Genomic DNA, 16095 nt, shown 5'->3' on the forward strand with positions numbered 1-16095 from the left:
CGAGGGCACTACTGCTCCAGGCCCGGGTAGAGCGGGAACGCCGCCGTCAGCGCCTCGACGCGCGAGCGGAGCGCCGCGACATCCGGGTTCGCCTGCAGGGCCAGCGCGATGACGTCGGCGACCTCGGTGAACTCGGCGTCGCCGAAGCCGCGGGTCGCGAGCGCGGGCGTGCCGATGCGCAGGCCCGAGGTGACCATCGGCGGGCGCGGGTCGAACGGCACCGCGTTGCGGTTCACGGTGATGCCGACCTCGTGCAGGCGGTCCTCCGCCTGCTGGCCGTCGAGCTCGGAGGTGCGGAGGTCGGCGAGCACGAGGTGCACGTCGGTGCCGCCCGTGAGCACGTCGACGCCCGCGGCACGGGAGTCGTCGGCGACCAGGCGCGAGGCGAGGATGCGCGCTCCGCTCAGCGTGCGCTCCTGACGGTCGCGGAACTCCTCGGACGCCGCGATCTTGAACGCGGTCGCCTTGGCGGCGATCACGTGCATGAGCGGGCCGCCCTGCTGGCCGGGGAACACGTTCGAGTTGAGCTTCTTCGCCAGCTCCATGTCGCGCGCGAGGATGAAGCCCGACCGCGGGCCGCCGATCGTCTTGTGCACGGTCGACGACACGACGTCGGCGTGGGGCACGGGGTTCGGGTGCAGGCCCGCGGCGACGAGGCCGGCGAAGTGCGCCATGTCGACCCAGAGCTTCGCGCCGACCTCGTCGGCGATCTCGCGGAACGCGGCGAAGTCGAGCTGGCGCGGGTAGGCCGACCAGCCGGCGATGATGACCTGGGGCTTGTGCTCGAGGGCCTTCTCGCGCACCACGTTCATGTCGACCTGGAAGGTCTCGGGGTCGACGCCGTAGGCGACGGCGTTGTAGAGCTTGCCCGAGAAGTTCAGCTTCATGCCGTGGGTCAGGTGACCGCCGTGCGCGAGTTCGAGGCCGAGGATCGTGTCGCCGGGCGTCGCGATGGCCGAGAGCACGGCCGCGTTCGCGGTCGCACCGGAGTGGGGCTGCACGTTGGCGTACTCGGCGCCGAAGAGGCTCTTCGCACGAGCGATCGCGAGGTTCTCGGCGACGTCGACGAACTCGCAGCCGCCGTAGTAGCGGCGGCCGGGGTAGCCCTCGGCGTACTTGTTCGTGAGCACCGAGCCCTGCGACTGCAGCACCGAGACGGGCACGAAGTTCTCGCTCGCGATCATCTCGAGCGTCGAGCGCTGGCGGTTCAGCTCGAGCTCGAGCACCTCGGCGATCTCGGGATCGACCTGCGCGAGCGGCTGGTTGAAGACGGACTCGGCGCCCGCGACTGCGGCGGCGGGGGCGTCGGTGGTGAGTGACTCAGCCAAGGGATGGCTCCTTCGGGATGACATGCGGACCTGCGGAAATCGCCTCGTGCGCGACTCGCGCCCAGAGGCCTCGCGTACCGGCCCAGGCGTGCGGTCGGTCCGTGCCAGTCGCTCCCCGATGGTCACCCATCTCAACGCCAGTCGCGACGCCGCCAAGCATAGCAACGGATGCCGCGAGCCCACGCCGCGGATGACGCGCGCGGACGCGCGACCCATCGACCGGGCCGATGCCGGCGATATCGTGGCCCGGTGACCACCGCGCCGACGACCGTCATCCACTCCGCTCGCATCGTGTCGGGCGGCGACACCGTCCCCGACGCGTGGGTCCGCTTCGAGGGCGACCGGATCGCGGGTCGCGGCATCGGGGACGCGTGGCGCGATGCGCCCGCGGTGCGGGCGGGCGAGGTCGAGGTGACGGATGCCGCGGGCCGCTGGCTCACGCCCGGGTTCGTCGACATCCACTGCCACGGCGCGGGCGGGGCGGCGTTCGACGACGGCGTCGACGGCATCCGGACGGGGCTCGCGGTGCACCGCGCGCACGGCACGACGCGGACCGTGTGCTCGCTCGTGACCGCGCCCGTCGACGTGCTCGCCGAGCGGCTCCGTGCGATCGCCGCGGTCGCGGCATCCGACCCGCTCGTGCTGGGCGCCCACCTCGAGGGCCCGTTCCTCGACCACGAGTTCCGTGGCGCGCACGACCCGTCCATGCTGCGCACGGCCGACGACGACGCACTCGACCGGCTGCTCGAGGCCGCGGGCGGCGCGCTCCGGCAGATCACGATCGCGCCCGAGCACGCGGGCGCCGCGGCGGCGATCGCCCGACTGGTCGACGCGGACGTCGCGGTCGCCGTCGGCCACACGGGCGCCGACTTCGAGACCGCGCTCCGGGCGTTCGACGCCGGCGCGTCGATCCTCACGCACGCGTTCAACGGCATGCGCGGCATCCACCACCGCGCGCCCGGGCCCGTGGTCGCGGCCATGCGCGCCGACCACGTGACGCTCGAGGTGATCGGCGACGGCGTGCACGTGCACCCCGATGTCGTACGGCTGGCGTTCTCGGGGGCGCCCGGCCGGGTCGCGCTCGTGACCGACGCGATGGCCGCGACCGGCGCGTCCGACGGCGCGTACGTGCTCGGCTCGCTCTCGGTCGACGTGCGCGACGGCGTGGCACGGCTCGCCGACTCGGGCGCGATCGCCGGGTCGACGCTCACGCAGGACGAGGCGCTCCGCCGCGCCGTGCTCGACTCAGGCGTCCCGTTGCACGAGGCGATCGGGGCCCTCACCGTCACCCCGGCGTCCGCGATCGGGCGCGCGGGCGACCTCGGCCGGCTCGACGTGGGCTTCGCCGCCGACGCGGTGCTCCTCGCGGATGACCTCGAGGTCGCGGCGGTCTGGGGTGCGGGCGCGCGACTCGCCTGACGCGTCGCCCCCACTCGCCCCGGGCGCATGTCGGCGGAGCCCGATCGGTCGCCCCGGGCGGAGCGGGGGCCTGTTCCCCTTCGCCCCTCGCTCCGTCCCGCCTCGCCGTTCCGCGCGATCCCCCACGCGGCCCGCTCGGATTCGAGCGACCATCCGGCCCTTCCCCGGTGCGCGGTCCCTCACCTTGAGAGACGACGCACGGGGCCGATCATGACGCGACTTCGCGCGATCCGACGGCAGAAGCCGGACATCGGATCTCGCGTTTCGTCGATCCGCCCACCCATCCGCTTGAATGAGCGTGACCGCACAGCAACCCGTCCGGCGCGGACCGTCGGCACCCGAGGGCATCGCGTGCGATCCGGGCGAGCGCGCCCGCACGAGGAGGACCAGGCACGTGACCCCACCACGCTCCGCGCCCGCCGACGCCGACCTGATCGCGGCGACCCGCACCGGCGACCGCGACGCCTACGCCGAGCTCTGGCGCCGCCACGAGGCATCCGCCCGCACCGTCGCGCGCTCGCACACGACGCTCGACGCCGACGACCTGGTCGCCGAGGCGTTCACCCGGACCTTCGACGCGATCCGATCGGGCAAGGGCCCGCAGGGGGCGTTCCGCCCGTACCTGTTCGCGACGATCCGGAACACGGCCGCGAGCTGGGGCCGCGCCAACCGCGAGACGCCGCTCGACGACCTCGAGTCGGTGGCGGACCCGGCGACCGGCGACGCCGCTGTGCTCGAGGCGCTCGACCGATCGACGACCGCGACGGCGTTCCGCGCCCTGCCCGAGCGCTGGCAGGAGGTCCTCTGGTACGCCGAGGTCGAGCGGATGTCGCCCCAGCAGATCGCACCGCTGCTCGGCATGAGCGCGAACGCGACCGCGGCGCTCGCGTACCGCGCGCGAGAGGGCCTGCGACAGCAGTGGATCCGGGCGCACCTCGCCGACGCCCGTCACGAGCCCGCGTGCGGCTGGACGGTCGACCGCCTCGGCGCGTACATGCGCGGCCGGCTTCGGCGGCGCGACACGCTCAAGGTCGAGGCGCATCTCGACGGATGCGCGAAGTGCACGGTCGTGGCCGCCGAGGCGCGCGAGGTCGGCATGCGGCTCGCGTTCGTGCTGCTGCCGCTCGCGGCGGGTCCCGCTGCGGCGACCGCCTACTCGGCGTGGCTCGGCGCCGCGGCTCCGGTCGCGTCGGCGGCCGGCGCCGCCGGCACCGCTGCGGTGAGCGCCGCGGGGTCGGCAGCGGTCGACGGCCTCGCCGGCGCCGCCGTGGGAACCGCCGGCCACGCAGCCGGATCCGGCACGAGCGCCGCGGCCGCGGGAGTCGGCGCGGCGTCCGGCACGAGTACGGCGGTCTCCGTCGGCGCCGGGGTCGGCGGCGCCGTCTTCGTGGCCGCCACCGCGGTCGCGCTGCTCGTGCTGCCGCAGGCTGCGCCGACGGATGCCTCCCCCGACCGCGGATCGACGGCGGTCGCCGCGGAGGCGCCGGTCGAACCCGAGCCCGAGCCCATCGAACCGCAGCCGGAGACCCGGCCGGCGCCGCCGGCCGACGAGCAGACCTCGATCGAGCCGATCGAGGCTCCGACGGAGGTGGCGCCGCCGGCAGGCCCGGAGACCGAGCCGGGACCCGCCGTCGTCGCGGAACCCGAGCCGGTCGTCGAGCCCGCGCCTGAGCCGGAGCCGGAGCCCGAACCGGAGCCGGTCGCCGAGCTCGATCTCGTCGTCGCCACGCACGGTTCGAGCCTGACCCTGGAGTTGTCGGGCGAACCCGGCGCCGTGGTCGAGCTGCTCGCCGACGGCCTGCCGTTCGCGACCGTGATGCTCGACGACGCCGGGATCGCGGTCGTGGACTTCCTCGCGCCGGCGAACCACAAGTGGGTCGCGAGCGCGCAGTACGCCTGAGCACGCCCCACCGCCGGCGCCCGGCACCGGGCGAGATACCGCTGCCGACCGAGCGGTGCTAGGCCTCGACGACGCGAGCGCGAGCGCGCTCCGCGCGCGCAGAGCGCACCACGACGAGCATCGCGACGACGAGCAGCACGGCGTACGCGACGGGCACCGCGGCGATGCCGACGGCGTCGAACAGCACCGCACCGACGAGCGCGCCGCCGCCGATGCCGACGTTGAACGCGGTCGTGTAGAGCGCGCTCGCGGCGTCGCGGCGCTCGGCCGGCGCGGCCTGCAGCAGGCGGGTCTGCAGGAGCGGCGGGATGGCGCCGAAGGCGAAGCCCCACACCGTGTACGCGATGATCGCGGGCCAGAGCCCGGGCTCGGCGGCGATCACGAGGAGTGCGACGGCGAGCAGCAGCATCGCGCCGACGAGCGCGCGGACGCTGTCGCGCGCGATCGGGCTGCCCGCGACGAGCAGGCCGACCGCGCCGGCGAGCCCCGAGGCGAACAGCAGCGGCGCTACCGCCGCCGAGGAGGCGCCGACGACGTCCGTGAGCAGGGGTGCGACGTAGGTGAGCGCCGCGTACTGGCCGATCATGACGACCGCGGTCACCACGCTCACGGCCACGACGCCGCGCATGCTGCGCCGGGTTTCGGCGGTGCCGGCGGCGGTCGCGGTCGCGACGGTGGCGGTCGTCGCGGCGCGCACATCGCGCGTCGCGGGCGAGTTCCGGCCGTCCGCCGGCAGCACCGCGCGGACGACGACGGCACCTGCGAGCGTGAGCACGGCGACGACGCCGAACGCCCAGCGCCAGCCCACCGCCTGGCCGAGCGCGGTCGCGAGCGGCACGCCCGCGATGAGCGCGAGGGTGCCGCCGCCGAGCACGACGGACACGGCGCGGCCGAGGTGCTGCTCCGCCACGAGCCGGGCGGGGTAGGCGCCGACGAGCGCCCAGAACAGGCCGTGCGCGACGCCGCCGACGATGCGCACCGCGACGAGTTGGCCGTAGTCGGGCACGAGCGCCGAGGCGGCCGTCGAGAGCCCGAGCACGACGAGCACGATCGTGATGAGCGTGCGCCGCGGCATCCGCTTCAGCAGTGCGGTGAGCGGCGTCGAGGTCACGACGACGGTGAAGGCGAAGACCGAGACGAGCAGGCCCACGAGGGGTGCGCCGACGCCCAGGTCGGCGCTCATCTCGGGCAGCAGCCCGGTGGGCAGCATCTCGATGGTGATGGACAGGAAGACGGCCGCGGCGAGTGCGACGAGCGCACGCCAGGGCATGGCGGTCGCGACGGCGCGCGACGAAGAGGTGATCGGCATGAGGAAGGTCATCCGACGGCGTTCCCCGCGAAGCGGCACGGCCTGCTGCGGGTCGACTACGCGCTCACGTGCGCGCCCGGGGCCGACGGTGTCCGAACGACCGCCGCCTAGTGTAGCCGGACTCACCTGCGTATTCGCCGGGCGGTACGCTGTCCCGATGAGCACGGAGGCCGAGCCGCACAGCCCGCACCTGTCCCACTGGGTCGTCACGCTGAGCTGCACCGACGGGCCCGGGATCGTGCACGCGGTGAGCGGGGCGATCGTCGCGGCGCGCGGCAACATCACCGAGAGCCAGCAGTTCGCGAGCCACGACACCGGGCGCTTCTTCATGCGCGTGCAGGTCGAGTCGCCCGCCGACCGCACCGAGTTCGAGGCTGCGCTCGCGCCGGTCATCGAGCGCTGGCAGATGGACCTGCACCTCGACGAGGTCGGGCGTCCGCTCCGGACGCTCGTGCTCGCCTCGACCGCGGGCCACTGCGTGAACGACCTGCTCTTCCGCCAGCGGGGTGGCCAGCTGCCCGTCGAGATCCCGCTCGTGCTCTCGAACCACGGCACGCTCCGCGACCTCGTCGACTTCTACGGGGTGCCCTTCGAATCGGCGCCGGTGACCTCCGCCGAGACGAAGGCCGAGTTCGAGAAGCGCATCCTCGAGGCGGTCGACCAGCACGACATCGAACTCGTCGTGCTGGCGCGCTACATGCAGATCCTCTCCCCCGAGCTGTGCGACGCGCTCGCGGGCCGATGCATCAACATCCACCACTCGTTCCTGCCCGGCTTCAAGGGCGCGAATCCCTACCGGCAGGCGCACGCCCGTGGCGTGAAGCTCATCGGCGCCACGGCGCACTTCGTCACGAGCGACCTCGACGAGGGGCCGATCATCGAGCAGAACGTGGTAAGGGTCGAGCACTCGCGCTCGGTCGCCGAGCTCGTCGCGATCGGCCAGGACGAGGAGAGCCGCACCCTCTCGCAGGCCGTGAAGTGGTTCGCGGAGCGCCGGGTGCTGCTCGACGGGCAGCGCACGGTCATCTTCCGCTGAGCGGGCCCGCACGGGTCTCGGAACGCGCCTCCGGTGCGACTCGACCGCCGAGGCGTCAGTCGCGGAGTTCGCGCCGCCCGTTGATGACGCCGCTCACCGCGGCCACGACGGCGAAGACGACGGCCACGACCGGCTGGCCCATGATCCACCACGCGATCGCGGCGGTCGAGAACACGGCGATCTCGACGAGCGCCTTGACGAACGGGTCGACGTGGAAGACCGCCTTGGGCGAGCGGAACAGCCCCCAGAGCAGGATCGCCAGGAGCGGCAGGCCGATGCCGAGGAGGACCCCCGGCCAGGGCAGCGGGAACGCGGCGAACCCGAAGATGCCGAGCGACACGATCGCGAAGATCTCGAGCAGGAACCGCAGCACGTCGTTGGCGCCGACCTGCGGGGTCGGCTCGGGGGTGGCATCGTTCACGAGGTTCAAGCCTAACCGCGCCCGCCGAGCGGCGGCGCCGCGGCATCCGAGAGACGGATGCCGCGGCGCGGCGCTCGTGCGGAGGAGCTGCGCGGCTCAGCCCACGGGCGCCGTGTCGCGACCGGCGGACACGCCCGTCTCGCCCTCGCCGTGTGCGGCGGCCGGAGCATCGATGGGCGCTGCAGCGCGCGCCTCGGCCGCGGCGAGCTCCTCGTCGGCGTGCGCCGCCTCGTCGTCGGGCTCGGCGCCGCCCGCGGTGCGGAAGTGGCCGATCAGCGAGAGCAGGATGCCCACCGCGGCCCACGTCGCGAGCACGAGCCACGGGAACGCCATGGGTGCGTCGGGGAAGTACGAGAGGTCGCGCAGCAGCGTTCCCGCCGCCCCCGGCGGCATCCACTGGCCGATCGCGCCCCACGGTGCGACCAGGAACTCGACCGGGACCGTGGCGGCCGAGATCGGGTTGCCGACGAGCACGAAGAGCACTGCGCCGACGGCGATGCCCGCCCGGCCGATGAGCGCCACGAGCCCGGTGATGGGTGCGGCGATCGCCGCCATCGCGAGGGCGATGGCCGAGGCGTTCAGCCAGTAGTCCCCTTGGAGGGCGCCGAACCAGCCCTGCAGGATTCCGGCGAGCACGAGCCCGCCGGCGACCGAGTAGGCGACGACCGCGACGACGCGTCGCATCGCGCCGATCACGGTGAGCGAGATCGCGATGCCGCCGAGCATGCCGCCGAGGACCAGCGGGAACATCGCCGCCGCGAGGCCGGTGCCGCGCGGGTCGGAGTCGGCGAGCGGCACGACGTCGGTGACGGTCACGGCGACCTGCGGGATCTCGGGGAGCGACGGCGCTGCGGATCCGTCGACGGGCTGGCCGGAGGCGGCCGCCTGCATCGCCGCCTGCACGGCGGCCTGGACGACCTGCTGCAGCTGGGCGGGCAGCGCCGCCTGCACCTGCTCGTCGATGCCGGCCTGGAGCTGGGCCGCGAGGCCGTTCAGCAGCTGCGCGACGGCGGGGCTCGCGGCGGTCGCGGTGAGCACCTCGGGTGCGTCGGTCGGTGCGTCCCCGAGGACGATCGCGCCGTAGACCTCGCGCTCTTGGATCGCGGCGACGGCTGCGTCGCGGTCGTCGTACCGCTCGAGCGCGACGGCGCCCTCCGCCTCGTCGGCGACGCGGTCCTCGACCTGGGTCACGGATGCGTCGGGACCGACGATGCCGACGGGAAGGTCCTTCGGTTCGGCCGTGACCGACGGCCACGCGAAGGCGAGCAGGATGACGCCGACGACGAGGGACAGGACGGCGCCGATGCCGACGGCTCGGCCGATCGGCGTCCGATGCGTGGGGTGGGAGGACATGAGCGGCTCCTTCATAAAAAACGAATGCTCGTTCTTTATAATGGACCCGAGACGTAGGATCGTCAAGCGACGGGAGGAAGCCGATGCCGAAGGTGAGCGACGAGTACCGGGCCGCGCGACGCGAGGAGATCCTCGACGTCGCGCTCCGCTGCTTCGCCGAGCGCGGCTACGCGAAGACCTCGATCGCCGACCTCGTCGAGGCTTCCGGGCTCTCGGCGGGCGCGATCTACGGCAACTTCCCCGACGGCAAGAAGGAGCTGTTCGCCGCCGCCGCCGCACGCGTGCTCGAGTCGCGCCGGATCGAGCTCGCCGAGCGCCGCCGAGGCGGCGGCCCGCTCGCCCCCGGCGAGATCATCGCGACGCTGCTCGGCGGCATCCGCAACGAACCCTTCAGCGCGGTCCTCCCCCAGCTGTGGTCGGAGGCGATCATCGACCGCGAGATCCGCGACCTCGTCCAGGTCGTCTTCCTGCGCCTGCGCGGGGCGATCGGCGCGCAGCTCGCCGAGTGGGCCCGCGCGCACCCCGACCGCGTCGAGGGCGATCCGGGAGATTGGGCGGAGCGCGTGACACCGGTGATCCTGAGCGCCGCCCCGGGGTTCATCCTGCAGCGCGCGCTGCTCGACGACTTCGACGAGGACGCCTACCTCGCCGCGCTCGGCGAGGCGCTCGTGCACTGAGGATTCAGATGCCCTGCCAGTCGGGCTTGTTCGCCCAGGCGTGCCGGTAGTAGCCGGCGTGCTCGAGCCGCGATGCGGCCGCTTCGTCGACGATGACCGTCGCGTGCGGGTGCAGCTGGATCGCCGACCCGGGCTGGCTCGCGGAGACCGGACCCTCGACGGCCGCCGCGACGGCGTCGGCCTTCGCCTCGCCGAAGGCGAGCAGCACGAGGTGCCGCGCGCGGAGGATCGTCCCGATGCCCTGCGTGATGCAGTGCATGGGAACGTCGTCGATCGAGTCGAAGAAGCGGGCGTTGTCGATGCGGGTCTGCTCGGTGAGCGTCTTCACGCGCGTGCGCGAGGCGAGCGAGGAACCGGGCTCGTTGAATCCGATGTGCCCGGTGCGCCCGATGCCGAGGATCTGCAGGTCGACCCCGCCGGCCGCGTCGATCGCGGCCTCGTACTCGTCGGCCGCCGTGCGGATCGTGGCCGCGTCGCCGTTCGGCACGCGGATGAGTCCGGGCGTCAGGCCGAGCGGCTCCACGACCTCGCGCGTGATGACCTGGCGGTACCCCTCCGGGTGCCCGGCGGGCAGGCCCACGTACTCGTCGAGCGCGAACCCGCGAACGCCGGCGACCGCGATGCCCTCGGCGTCGATGCGACGCGCGAGCGCGCGATAGGTGCTGAGCGGCGTCGACCCCGTCGCCAGCCCGAGCACCGCGTCGGCGCGTCGGCGCAGCAGGTCGGCGACGGCGGATGCCGCGAGCTCGCCGGCCTCCTCCTCGTCGCGCACGATCACGACCTCTGCCATGCCGGTGCCTCCAGTTCCTCTCCGATCAGGGCGGCGCCGACGGCGGCCGCCGGGAATCCGCGCGGGATGACCTGCACCCGGCGGGGCAGGTCGAGCGAGGCGAGGAACGCGGAGTCCTCGGCCCAGTCGGCGAGCACGCCGCGCGTCCCCGCGAGCAGCCGGTCGCCGAGTGCCGCGAGCCCGCCGCCGATCACGATGTCGTCGACATCGGTCGTGAGCGCGAGCAGGCGCACCGCCGAGGCGACGCCGACCAGGAAGCGCTCGCACGCCGCGACGGCCGCCGGCTCGCCGGCATCCGCGCGGTCGAACAGGTCGATCGCCGGATACCGGTGCGTGCTCGGCCACAGCGTCGCGAGCGCCGAACCCGACGCGAGCGTCTCGAGGCAGCCGCGCTGGCCGCAGGCGCACCGCTCCCCCGCCGGATCGACCGGGATGTGCCCGATCTCGCCCGCGACGCCGCGGCCGCCGCGAAGCAGGCGGCCGTCGAGCACGATGCCGGCGGCGAGGCCCGTGCCGAGGTTCAGGTAGGCCATCGAGTGCGCCCGGATGCCGTCGGCGACGCCGAGCAGGTGGTGCGCGCCGAGCGCGGCCGCCTTCACGTCGTTCTCGACCCGCACGTCGACCCCGAGCCGATCCGCGAGCCGCGGTCCGAGGTCCAGGCCCTCGAGGCCGAGGTTGACGGCGTGCGTCACGCGACCGGTCCCCGAGTCGACCGAACCGGGGATGCCGATGCCGATCGAGTGGAACGCGCGAGCCTCGACCCCGGCGAGCTCCGACATCCGCTCGACCGTGGCGAGCGCGGTGGCGACGACCGCCTCTGCGCCGAACCCGGTCGGCATGCGCACCTGGTCGCTGAGCTCGCCGTCCTCGCCGATCGCGACGGCCGCGGTCTTGGTGCCGCCGATGTCGATCCCGAGCCTCACGACACCTCCGCCGCGGCGGTCAGCGCGTCCTGCACGAGCTCGGCGAACGTCGCAGCGACGCCGCGCGACGCGCCGAAGGTCGCGAGGTCGGCGTACGCCAGGTCCTCGCTCGGCCAGCCCATGTCGACCGTCACGACGTCAGCGCGCGCCGCCCGAAGCCGATCGATCGCGTCGACCGCGAAGGCGTGGCGGTGGAGGTCCTTGCCGATGACGACGACGGGGCCCGCGAGCGCGGCCGGGTCGGCCAGCGGGGTCGCGGCGTCGAGCACGACCTCCGCGGCATCCGTCAGCCAGTCCGGTGCGGGGCGAGCGGCATCGGGCACCGCGGCGAGCGCGAACGGACCCCACGGCACCCCGCCGACCGCGATGTTCGCGACCGTCTCGACGCGCACGATCGTGCCGACCGAACCGGTCGCGCAGAGGCGGTCGAGCGCACCGGGTGCGACGTGGAACGACGCGGCGACGCGGTCGGCGAGCCCCTCCGGCAGCTCGAGCGGCATGGTTCCCGGCGCGGCGGCGGATGCCACGGGCCGGCCGGACGGACGGGCATCGGCCGCGAGCGCGCGGACGCGGGCCGCGGCATCCGCCACCCGCTCGGCGGCGAGCCGACCCGATGCGACGGCATCGGCGATCGCCTGCGCGATCCCCTCCATCTGCTCGCCGGTGTTGTCGGTGCCGATGCAGAGCAGGTCGCAGCCGGCGGCGAGCGCGAGCACGGCAGCCTCGGGGATGCCGCGCCCGCCGCTCGCCCCGGCCATGTCGAGGGCGTCGGAGACGATGACGCCCTCGTACCCGAGCTCCCCGCGGAGCAGGCCGTGCAGGATGCGGGGAGACAGGGTGGCAGGGTGCTCCGCGTCGAGCTGCGGGAGCAGGATGTGGCTCGTCATGATCGAGCGGGTGCCGGCTTCGATCGCAGCGCGGAAGGGCGCGAGCTCGCGCTCGTGCAGCGCCTCGAGGGGCAGGTCGACGACCGGCAGCGCGAGGTGCGAGTCGGTCGCCGTGTCGCCGTGCCCAGGGAAGTGCTTGGCGCTCGCGTCGATGCCGGCCGACTGCACGCCCTCGACCCACGCCGCGGTGTGTCGGGCCACGAGCCCGGGCTCCGCGCCGAAGCTGCGCACGCCGATCACCGGGTTCTGCGCGTTCGAGTTGATGTCGGCGTCGGGCGCGAACGTCATGGTGCAGCCGACCGCGACCAGCGCCTCGCCCACCGCTCGCCCGACGGCGCGCGTGAGCTCGACGTCGTCGATGCGGCCGAGCACGGCGTTGCCGGGGTACGGGGCGCCGCGTTCGAAGAACAGGCGCGTGACGTCGCCGCCCTCCTCGTCGATCGCGACGACCGCGAGCGGGTTCGCCGCGCGGAGCTCGGCCGTGAGGCCGGCCAGCTGCGCGGGCGAGACCACGTTCGAGCCGAAGACGCACACCCCGCCGAGCCCCTCGGCGAGCAGGCCGAGCAGCCACTCGGGCGCAACGGGGCCGGCGAAGCCGGGCAGCAGGGTCGTGAGGATGTCGCGGCGCAGGCCCTGGCCCGCGCCGCCCTGGATCGTGGTGCTCATCCCTTGACCGCTCCGCTCACGAGTCCGCTCGTCATCCGCCCCTGGACGATCAGGAAGAAGACGATCACCGGGATCGCCATGAGGGTCGAGCCCGCCATGATGGCCGCCCAGTTCGTCGTGCCGTTCGCCACCAGGAAGGTGCGCAGCCACACGGGCAGCGTCATCATCTCGGGCCGGGCGTTCAGCACGAGCGCGATCACGAACTCGTTCCACGCCTGGATGAAGCCGAAGACGCCGGTCGCGACGAGCCCGGGGGCGAGCAGCGGGAACGTGACCCGCCAGAAGGCACCGGCCCTGGAGCATCCGTCGATCATGGCCGCCTCCTCGAGGTCGGCCGGGACGCCGTTCACGAACCCGCGCAGGGTCCAGATCGTGAACGGCAGCACCGTGGCGACGTACACGATCGTGAGGCCGATCAGGGTGTTCAGCAGGTGCCATCCGTCGATCACCCGGAAGATCGAGACGATCATCGCCTCGCCCGGGATCATCTGGATGACGAGGATCATCACGATGAACCCGCGCCGGCTCTTGAACCGGAACCGGGTGACCGCGATCGCCGCGAGGAACGCGAAGACCAGCGCCACGAGCACCGTCGTGAGCGTCACGACGAGCGAGTTCACCGCGGCCGGCGCGAACGGGGTGCGACCCGGGTCGAAGAGCACCGTGGCGTAGTTGCGGAGCGTGAAGTTGTCGGGCCAGAAGTGGATCTCGGAGCCGCGGATCTCGTTGTTCGGCTGGAACGACGTGTTCACCATCCAGTAGACGGGGAACGCGAACAGCGCGAACAGCACGACCGACAGGGCGCTCCAGAGCGCGGTCGAGAGGCGGTTGCGGCCGCGCCGGCGGCCGGGAGCCGGGCGCGTGCTCGACCCCGTCACGATGGCGGTGGTGGCGCTCACAGCTCCTCCTCCTTGATGGTCTGGCGGACGTAGTAGAGCGAGACGACCATGAGGATGATCGCCGTGATCACCGCGATCGCGCCGCCCGTGCCGAAGTCGCCGCCCGCGATCGAGACCTGGTAGATGTACACGCCGAGCGTGTTGGTGAGGGCGCGGATGCCGCCGATGTCCTGCAGCGCGAAGATCTGCGTGAACACCTTGAGGTCCCAGATGATCTGCAGGATCGTCGTGATGAGGAAGATCGGCTTGAGGTACGGGAAGGTGATGAGCCGGAAGCGCTTGAACGCGCCGGCGCCGTCGAGCTGGGCCGCCTCGAGCACTTCGTCGGGCACCTGCGTGAGGCCGGCGTAGATGGTGAACGCCACGAACGGCACGGCGCCCCAGACGATGATGATGCCCGCGACGAGGAAGAAGCTCAGCGGGTCGATGAGCCACGAGTGCTGCTGGAACTGCTCGAGCCCGAACCCGTTCACGAGGACGGAGTTGATGATGCCGTAGTCGGTGTCGAACATCCAGCCCCAGACGATGGTCGCCGAGAGCGGCGGCATCGCCCACGCGAGGAGCATGCCGAGCGAGAGCAGCAGGCGGAAGCCCTTGGGCAGGCGCTGCAGCAGGAGCGCCATGAGCGTGCCGAGGACCATCGTGGTCACGACGCACACCGCGGCGAAGACGAGGCTCCGGCCGAGCACCTCGTAGAAGGTGACATCGGTGAGGACGGAGACGTAGTTCTCGAACCACACCCAGGTCGGCGGGGCGCCGAAGACCTGCGCGCGGCCGAACTCCTGCATCGAGGTGATGAGCAGCTGGATGAGGGGCCAGCCGACGATCGCGGCGAGCACGAGCGAGGCGGGGACGAGGAGGCCGTAGGGGGTGAGGCCCCCGGCGCGGCGGCTGAAGCGGCGTCGCTTCGGCGGCGGGGCGGGCTGCGGGGTGACGATGCGTTCGCCGTCGACCGCGCTCACGGCCGGGGGGAGGCCGGTGTCGGTGGTGGTCATGTGGGGCTCCTGCGTCTGACGGCGAGGTGTGGATGCCGCGGGCGGTGCCCGCTCATGGTGCCGGGCCGGCAGCGTGTGTGGGGCACTGCCGGCCCGGGGCCTGTGGGAGTCGGTGCGGCCGCACGTCAAGTGTGCGCGCGGCCGCACCGCGGGGGAAGGACTAGCCGTTGAGGATGTCCTCGATCTGCTGGTCGGCCTCCTCGGCGAGCTGGGCGACGTCGCCGCCCTGCGCGATGTTGACGAAGAGGTCCTGCAGGATGCCCGCCGCCTCGACGTCGGCCCACTTCGGCGAGGCCGGGGTGAGCTTGGCGTTGCCGGCCGCGGCGGAGATCGCCTGGGCGACCTCGTCGGTGCCGACCGTGTCGCCGAGCGAGAGCTTCGCCGGCACGAGGCCGTTCTCGCCGTAGATCGTCTGGAACTCGTCCGAGAGGATGATCTTCAGCGCGTCGAGCGCGAGCTCCGGGTGCTTGGTGTTGGCCGAGATGCCGATGTTCGAGCCGCCGGCGAAGACCTGGGCGGCGTCGCCGTCAGCGCCCGGGAGCGCGTAGACGCCGAGGTTCTCCTCCTGGTCGGGGCAGCCGGGGGTCTCGGCGTCCTCGGGTGCGAGGATCGACCACTTCACCCAGGCCGGAGCCGCGAGCTGCAGCGACGTGCCGTCGCAGAAGCCGACCTGCGGGTTCGACTCGTTGGCGTCCTTCGGGGCCTTCGACGCCTCGGTCATGACCTTCTGGACCATCTCGAGGCCCTCGATCGACTCGGCGGAGCTGAGCTGGGCGTCCCACTCCTCGCCGTCCGGGACGGCGACCTCGCCGCCGGCCTCCCAGATGTAGGGCAGCGCGGCGTACCAGTTCTGGCCGGGCCACCAGACGCCCGACTTGCCGGGGTTGTCGTTCGCGAGCTGGATCGCCTGGTCGACGTACTGGTCGAGCGTGGTCGGGACCTCGAGGCCCGACGCGGCCAGCGCGTCCTTCTTGTAGAACACGAGCGACGAGCCCGAGTACAGCGGTGCCGCGTAGAACTTCTCGTCGTAGGAGCCCACCTCGACGAAGCCGGGGAGCAGGTCGTCGCCGCCGAGCTCGTCGTAGTGCTCGGTGAGGTCCATGAACGCGCCCGCCGAGGTGAAGGCCGGCGCCTGCGTGTTGCCGACCTCGACGACGTCGGGGCTGTCCGAGCCGGAGAGGCTCGTGGTCAGGCGGTCGACGAGGCCGTCCCACGACTGCTCCTCGATGACGAGCGTGGAGCCCGGGTGCTGCTCCTCGAAGGTCTCGACGAGCAGCTCGCGCGCCGCGTCGGGGGTGTCGGTGCCGACGAGCCAGACGCGGATCTCCGCGCCCTCCTCGGAGGCCGCGTCGCCTCCGGTGGTGGCGCACCCGGCGAGGGTCAGCGCAGCCGCGGCGCCGAGCGCCACGATGCCGAGGTTCCTCATTGCGTGGTTTCCTTTCGTAGGGGGAAGGTGGGAGCGGGGGTGCTGCCACCCGTGGTGCAGGGGGGT

General features: G+C 73.1%; 14 protein-coding genes and 1 riboswitch. Of the genes, 4 read left to right on the forward strand and 10 right to left on the reverse strand.

All coding sequences use genetic code 11. From position 1 onward, the window contains the following. Window positions 1-8: 8 nt before the first annotated feature. Window positions 9-1328: a serine hydroxymethyltransferase gene (glyA, locus tag GJ743_RS03925; protein WP_230386442.1), complete on the reverse strand. Its 1320-nt coding sequence runs from the start codon at window positions 1326-1328 to the stop codon at window positions 9-11. 73 nt (window positions 1329-1401) lie between these two features. Continuing rightward, window positions 1402-1483, reverse strand: a riboswitch (ZMP/ZTP riboswitch). 94 nt (window positions 1484-1577) lie between these two features. On the opposite strand from glyA, the gene nagA reads away from it, so the two are divergent. Then, on the forward strand, window positions 1578-2747 hold the full coding sequence (gene nagA / locus GJ743_RS03930) for an N-acetylglucosamine-6-phosphate deacetylase (RefSeq protein WP_328288759.1): 1170 nt from the start codon (window positions 1578-1580) through the stop codon (window positions 2745-2747). Between the two features lie 394 nt (window positions 2748-3141). Continuing rightward, on the forward strand, window positions 3142-4647 hold the full coding sequence (locus GJ743_RS03935; protein WP_196216908.1) for a sigma-70 family RNA polymerase sigma factor: 1506 nt from the start codon (window positions 3142-3144) through the stop codon (window positions 4645-4647). Between the two features lie 58 nt (window positions 4648-4705). Here the strand turns inward: GJ743_RS03935 and GJ743_RS03940 are convergent, their stop codons facing one another. Then, a complete protein-coding gene (locus GJ743_RS03940) occupies window positions 4706-5968 on the reverse strand; it encodes an MFS transporter (RefSeq protein WP_230386443.1) in 1263 nt (420 codons plus the stop codon). A 145-nt stretch (window positions 5969-6113) separates the two neighbouring features. Here GJ743_RS03940 and purU point away from each other — a divergent pair, with 145 nt between their 5' ends. Continuing rightward, window positions 6114-6992 carry a formyltetrahydrofolate deformylase gene (purU, locus tag GJ743_RS03945; RefSeq protein WP_155050635.1) on the forward strand — a complete coding sequence of 293 codons (879 nt, stop codon included), beginning with the start codon at window positions 6114-6116 and terminating at the stop codon, window positions 6990-6992. A gap of 55 nt (window positions 6993-7047) precedes the next feature. On the opposite strand, the gene GJ743_RS03950 is transcribed toward purU, so the two are convergent. Both GJ743_RS03950 and GJ743_RS03955 read right to left on the reverse strand, forming a co-directional pair. After that, entirely contained in the window at window positions 7048-7413 is a 366-nt protein-coding gene (locus tag GJ743_RS03950; RefSeq protein ID WP_328288760.1) for a YrdB family protein, read from the reverse strand. Window positions 7414-7509: 96 nt separating this feature from the next. Then, on the reverse strand, window positions 7510-8766 hold the full coding sequence (locus GJ743_RS03955) for a hypothetical protein (protein WP_155050637.1): 1257 nt from the start codon (window positions 8764-8766) through the stop codon (window positions 7510-7512). Between the two features lie 83 nt (window positions 8767-8849). Here GJ743_RS03955 and GJ743_RS03960 point away from each other — a divergent pair, with 83 nt between their 5' ends. After that, entirely contained in the window at window positions 8850-9443 is a 594-nt protein-coding gene (locus GJ743_RS03960; protein WP_155050638.1) for a TetR/AcrR family transcriptional regulator, read from the forward strand. Window positions 9444-9447: 4 nt separating this feature from the next. On the opposite strand, the gene nagB is transcribed toward GJ743_RS03960, so the two are convergent. The 6 genes from nagB to GJ743_RS03990 form a co-directional block, all read right to left on the reverse strand. Beyond that, window positions 9448-10233 (reverse strand): glucosamine-6-phosphate deaminase, encoded by a 786-nt coding sequence (nagB, locus tag GJ743_RS03965; RefSeq protein WP_155050639.1) that lies wholly within the window; start codon window positions 10231-10233, stop codon window positions 9448-9450. Beyond that, entirely contained in the window at window positions 10218-11156 is a 939-nt protein-coding gene (locus GJ743_RS03970) for an ROK family protein (RefSeq protein WP_196216909.1), read from the reverse strand. The genes nagB and GJ743_RS03970 overlap by 16 nt, the downstream gene beginning before the upstream one ends. Next, window positions 11153-12709 carry a glycoside hydrolase family 3 protein gene (locus GJ743_RS03975; RefSeq protein ID WP_155050641.1) on the reverse strand — a complete coding sequence of 519 codons (1557 nt, stop codon included), beginning with the start codon at window positions 12707-12709 and terminating at the stop codon, window positions 11153-11155. The genes GJ743_RS03970 and GJ743_RS03975 overlap by 4 nt, the downstream gene beginning before the upstream one ends. Next, window positions 12706-13608, reverse strand: a complete 903-nt coding sequence (locus tag GJ743_RS03980; RefSeq protein WP_328288761.1) for a carbohydrate ABC transporter permease — start codon at window positions 13606-13608, stop codon at window positions 12706-12708. Before GJ743_RS03980 ends, GJ743_RS03975 begins: the two co-directional genes overlap by 4 nt. Beyond that, entirely contained in the window at window positions 13605-14603 is a 999-nt protein-coding gene (locus GJ743_RS03985; RefSeq protein ID WP_155050642.1) for a carbohydrate ABC transporter permease, read from the reverse strand. Before GJ743_RS03985 ends, GJ743_RS03980 begins: the two co-directional genes overlap by 4 nt. Window positions 14604-14763: 160 nt before the next feature. Further along, a complete protein-coding gene (locus GJ743_RS03990; RefSeq protein WP_155050643.1) occupies window positions 14764-16029 on the reverse strand; it encodes an extracellular solute-binding protein in 1266 nt (421 codons plus the stop codon). Window positions 16030-16095 lie beyond the last annotated feature (66 nt).

The organism is Agromyces bracchium (assembly GCF_009709675.1).
Lineage (GTDB): Bacteria > Actinomycetota > Actinomycetes > Actinomycetales > Microbacteriaceae > Agromyces > Agromyces bracchium.

Excerpts from the sequence above, each read along its gene's own strand:
- GJ743_RS03940 (WP_230386443.1), bottom strand. The coding sequence starts at position 5,968 with ATGACCTTCCTCATGCCGATCACCTCTTCGTCGCGCGCCGTCGCGACC.
- purU (WP_155050635.1), top strand. The coding sequence starts at position 6,114 with ATGAGCACGGAGGCCGAGCCGCACAGCCCGCACCTGTCCCACTGGGTC.
- GJ743_RS03955 (WP_155050637.1), bottom strand. The coding sequence starts at position 8,766 with ATGTCCTCCCACCCCACGCATCGGACGCCGATCGGCCGAGCCGTCGGC.
- GJ743_RS03960 (WP_155050638.1), top strand. The coding sequence starts at position 8,850 with ATGCCGAAGGTGAGCGACGAGTACCGGGCCGCGCGACGCGAGGAGATC.
- nagB (WP_155050639.1), bottom strand. The coding sequence starts at position 10,233 with ATGGCAGAGGTCGTGATCGTGCGCGACGAGGAGGAGGCCGGCGAGCTC.
- GJ743_RS03975 (WP_155050641.1), bottom strand. The coding sequence starts at position 12,709 with ATGAGCACCACGATCCAGGGCGGCGCGGGCCAGGGCCTGCGCCGCGAC.
- GJ743_RS03985 (WP_155050642.1), bottom strand. The coding sequence starts at position 14,603 with ATGACCACCACCGACACCGGCCTCCCCCCGGCCGTGAGCGCGGTCGAC.
- GJ743_RS03990 (WP_155050643.1), bottom strand. The coding sequence starts at position 16,029 with ATGAGGAACCTCGGCATCGTGGCGCTCGGCGCCGCGGCTGCGCTGACC.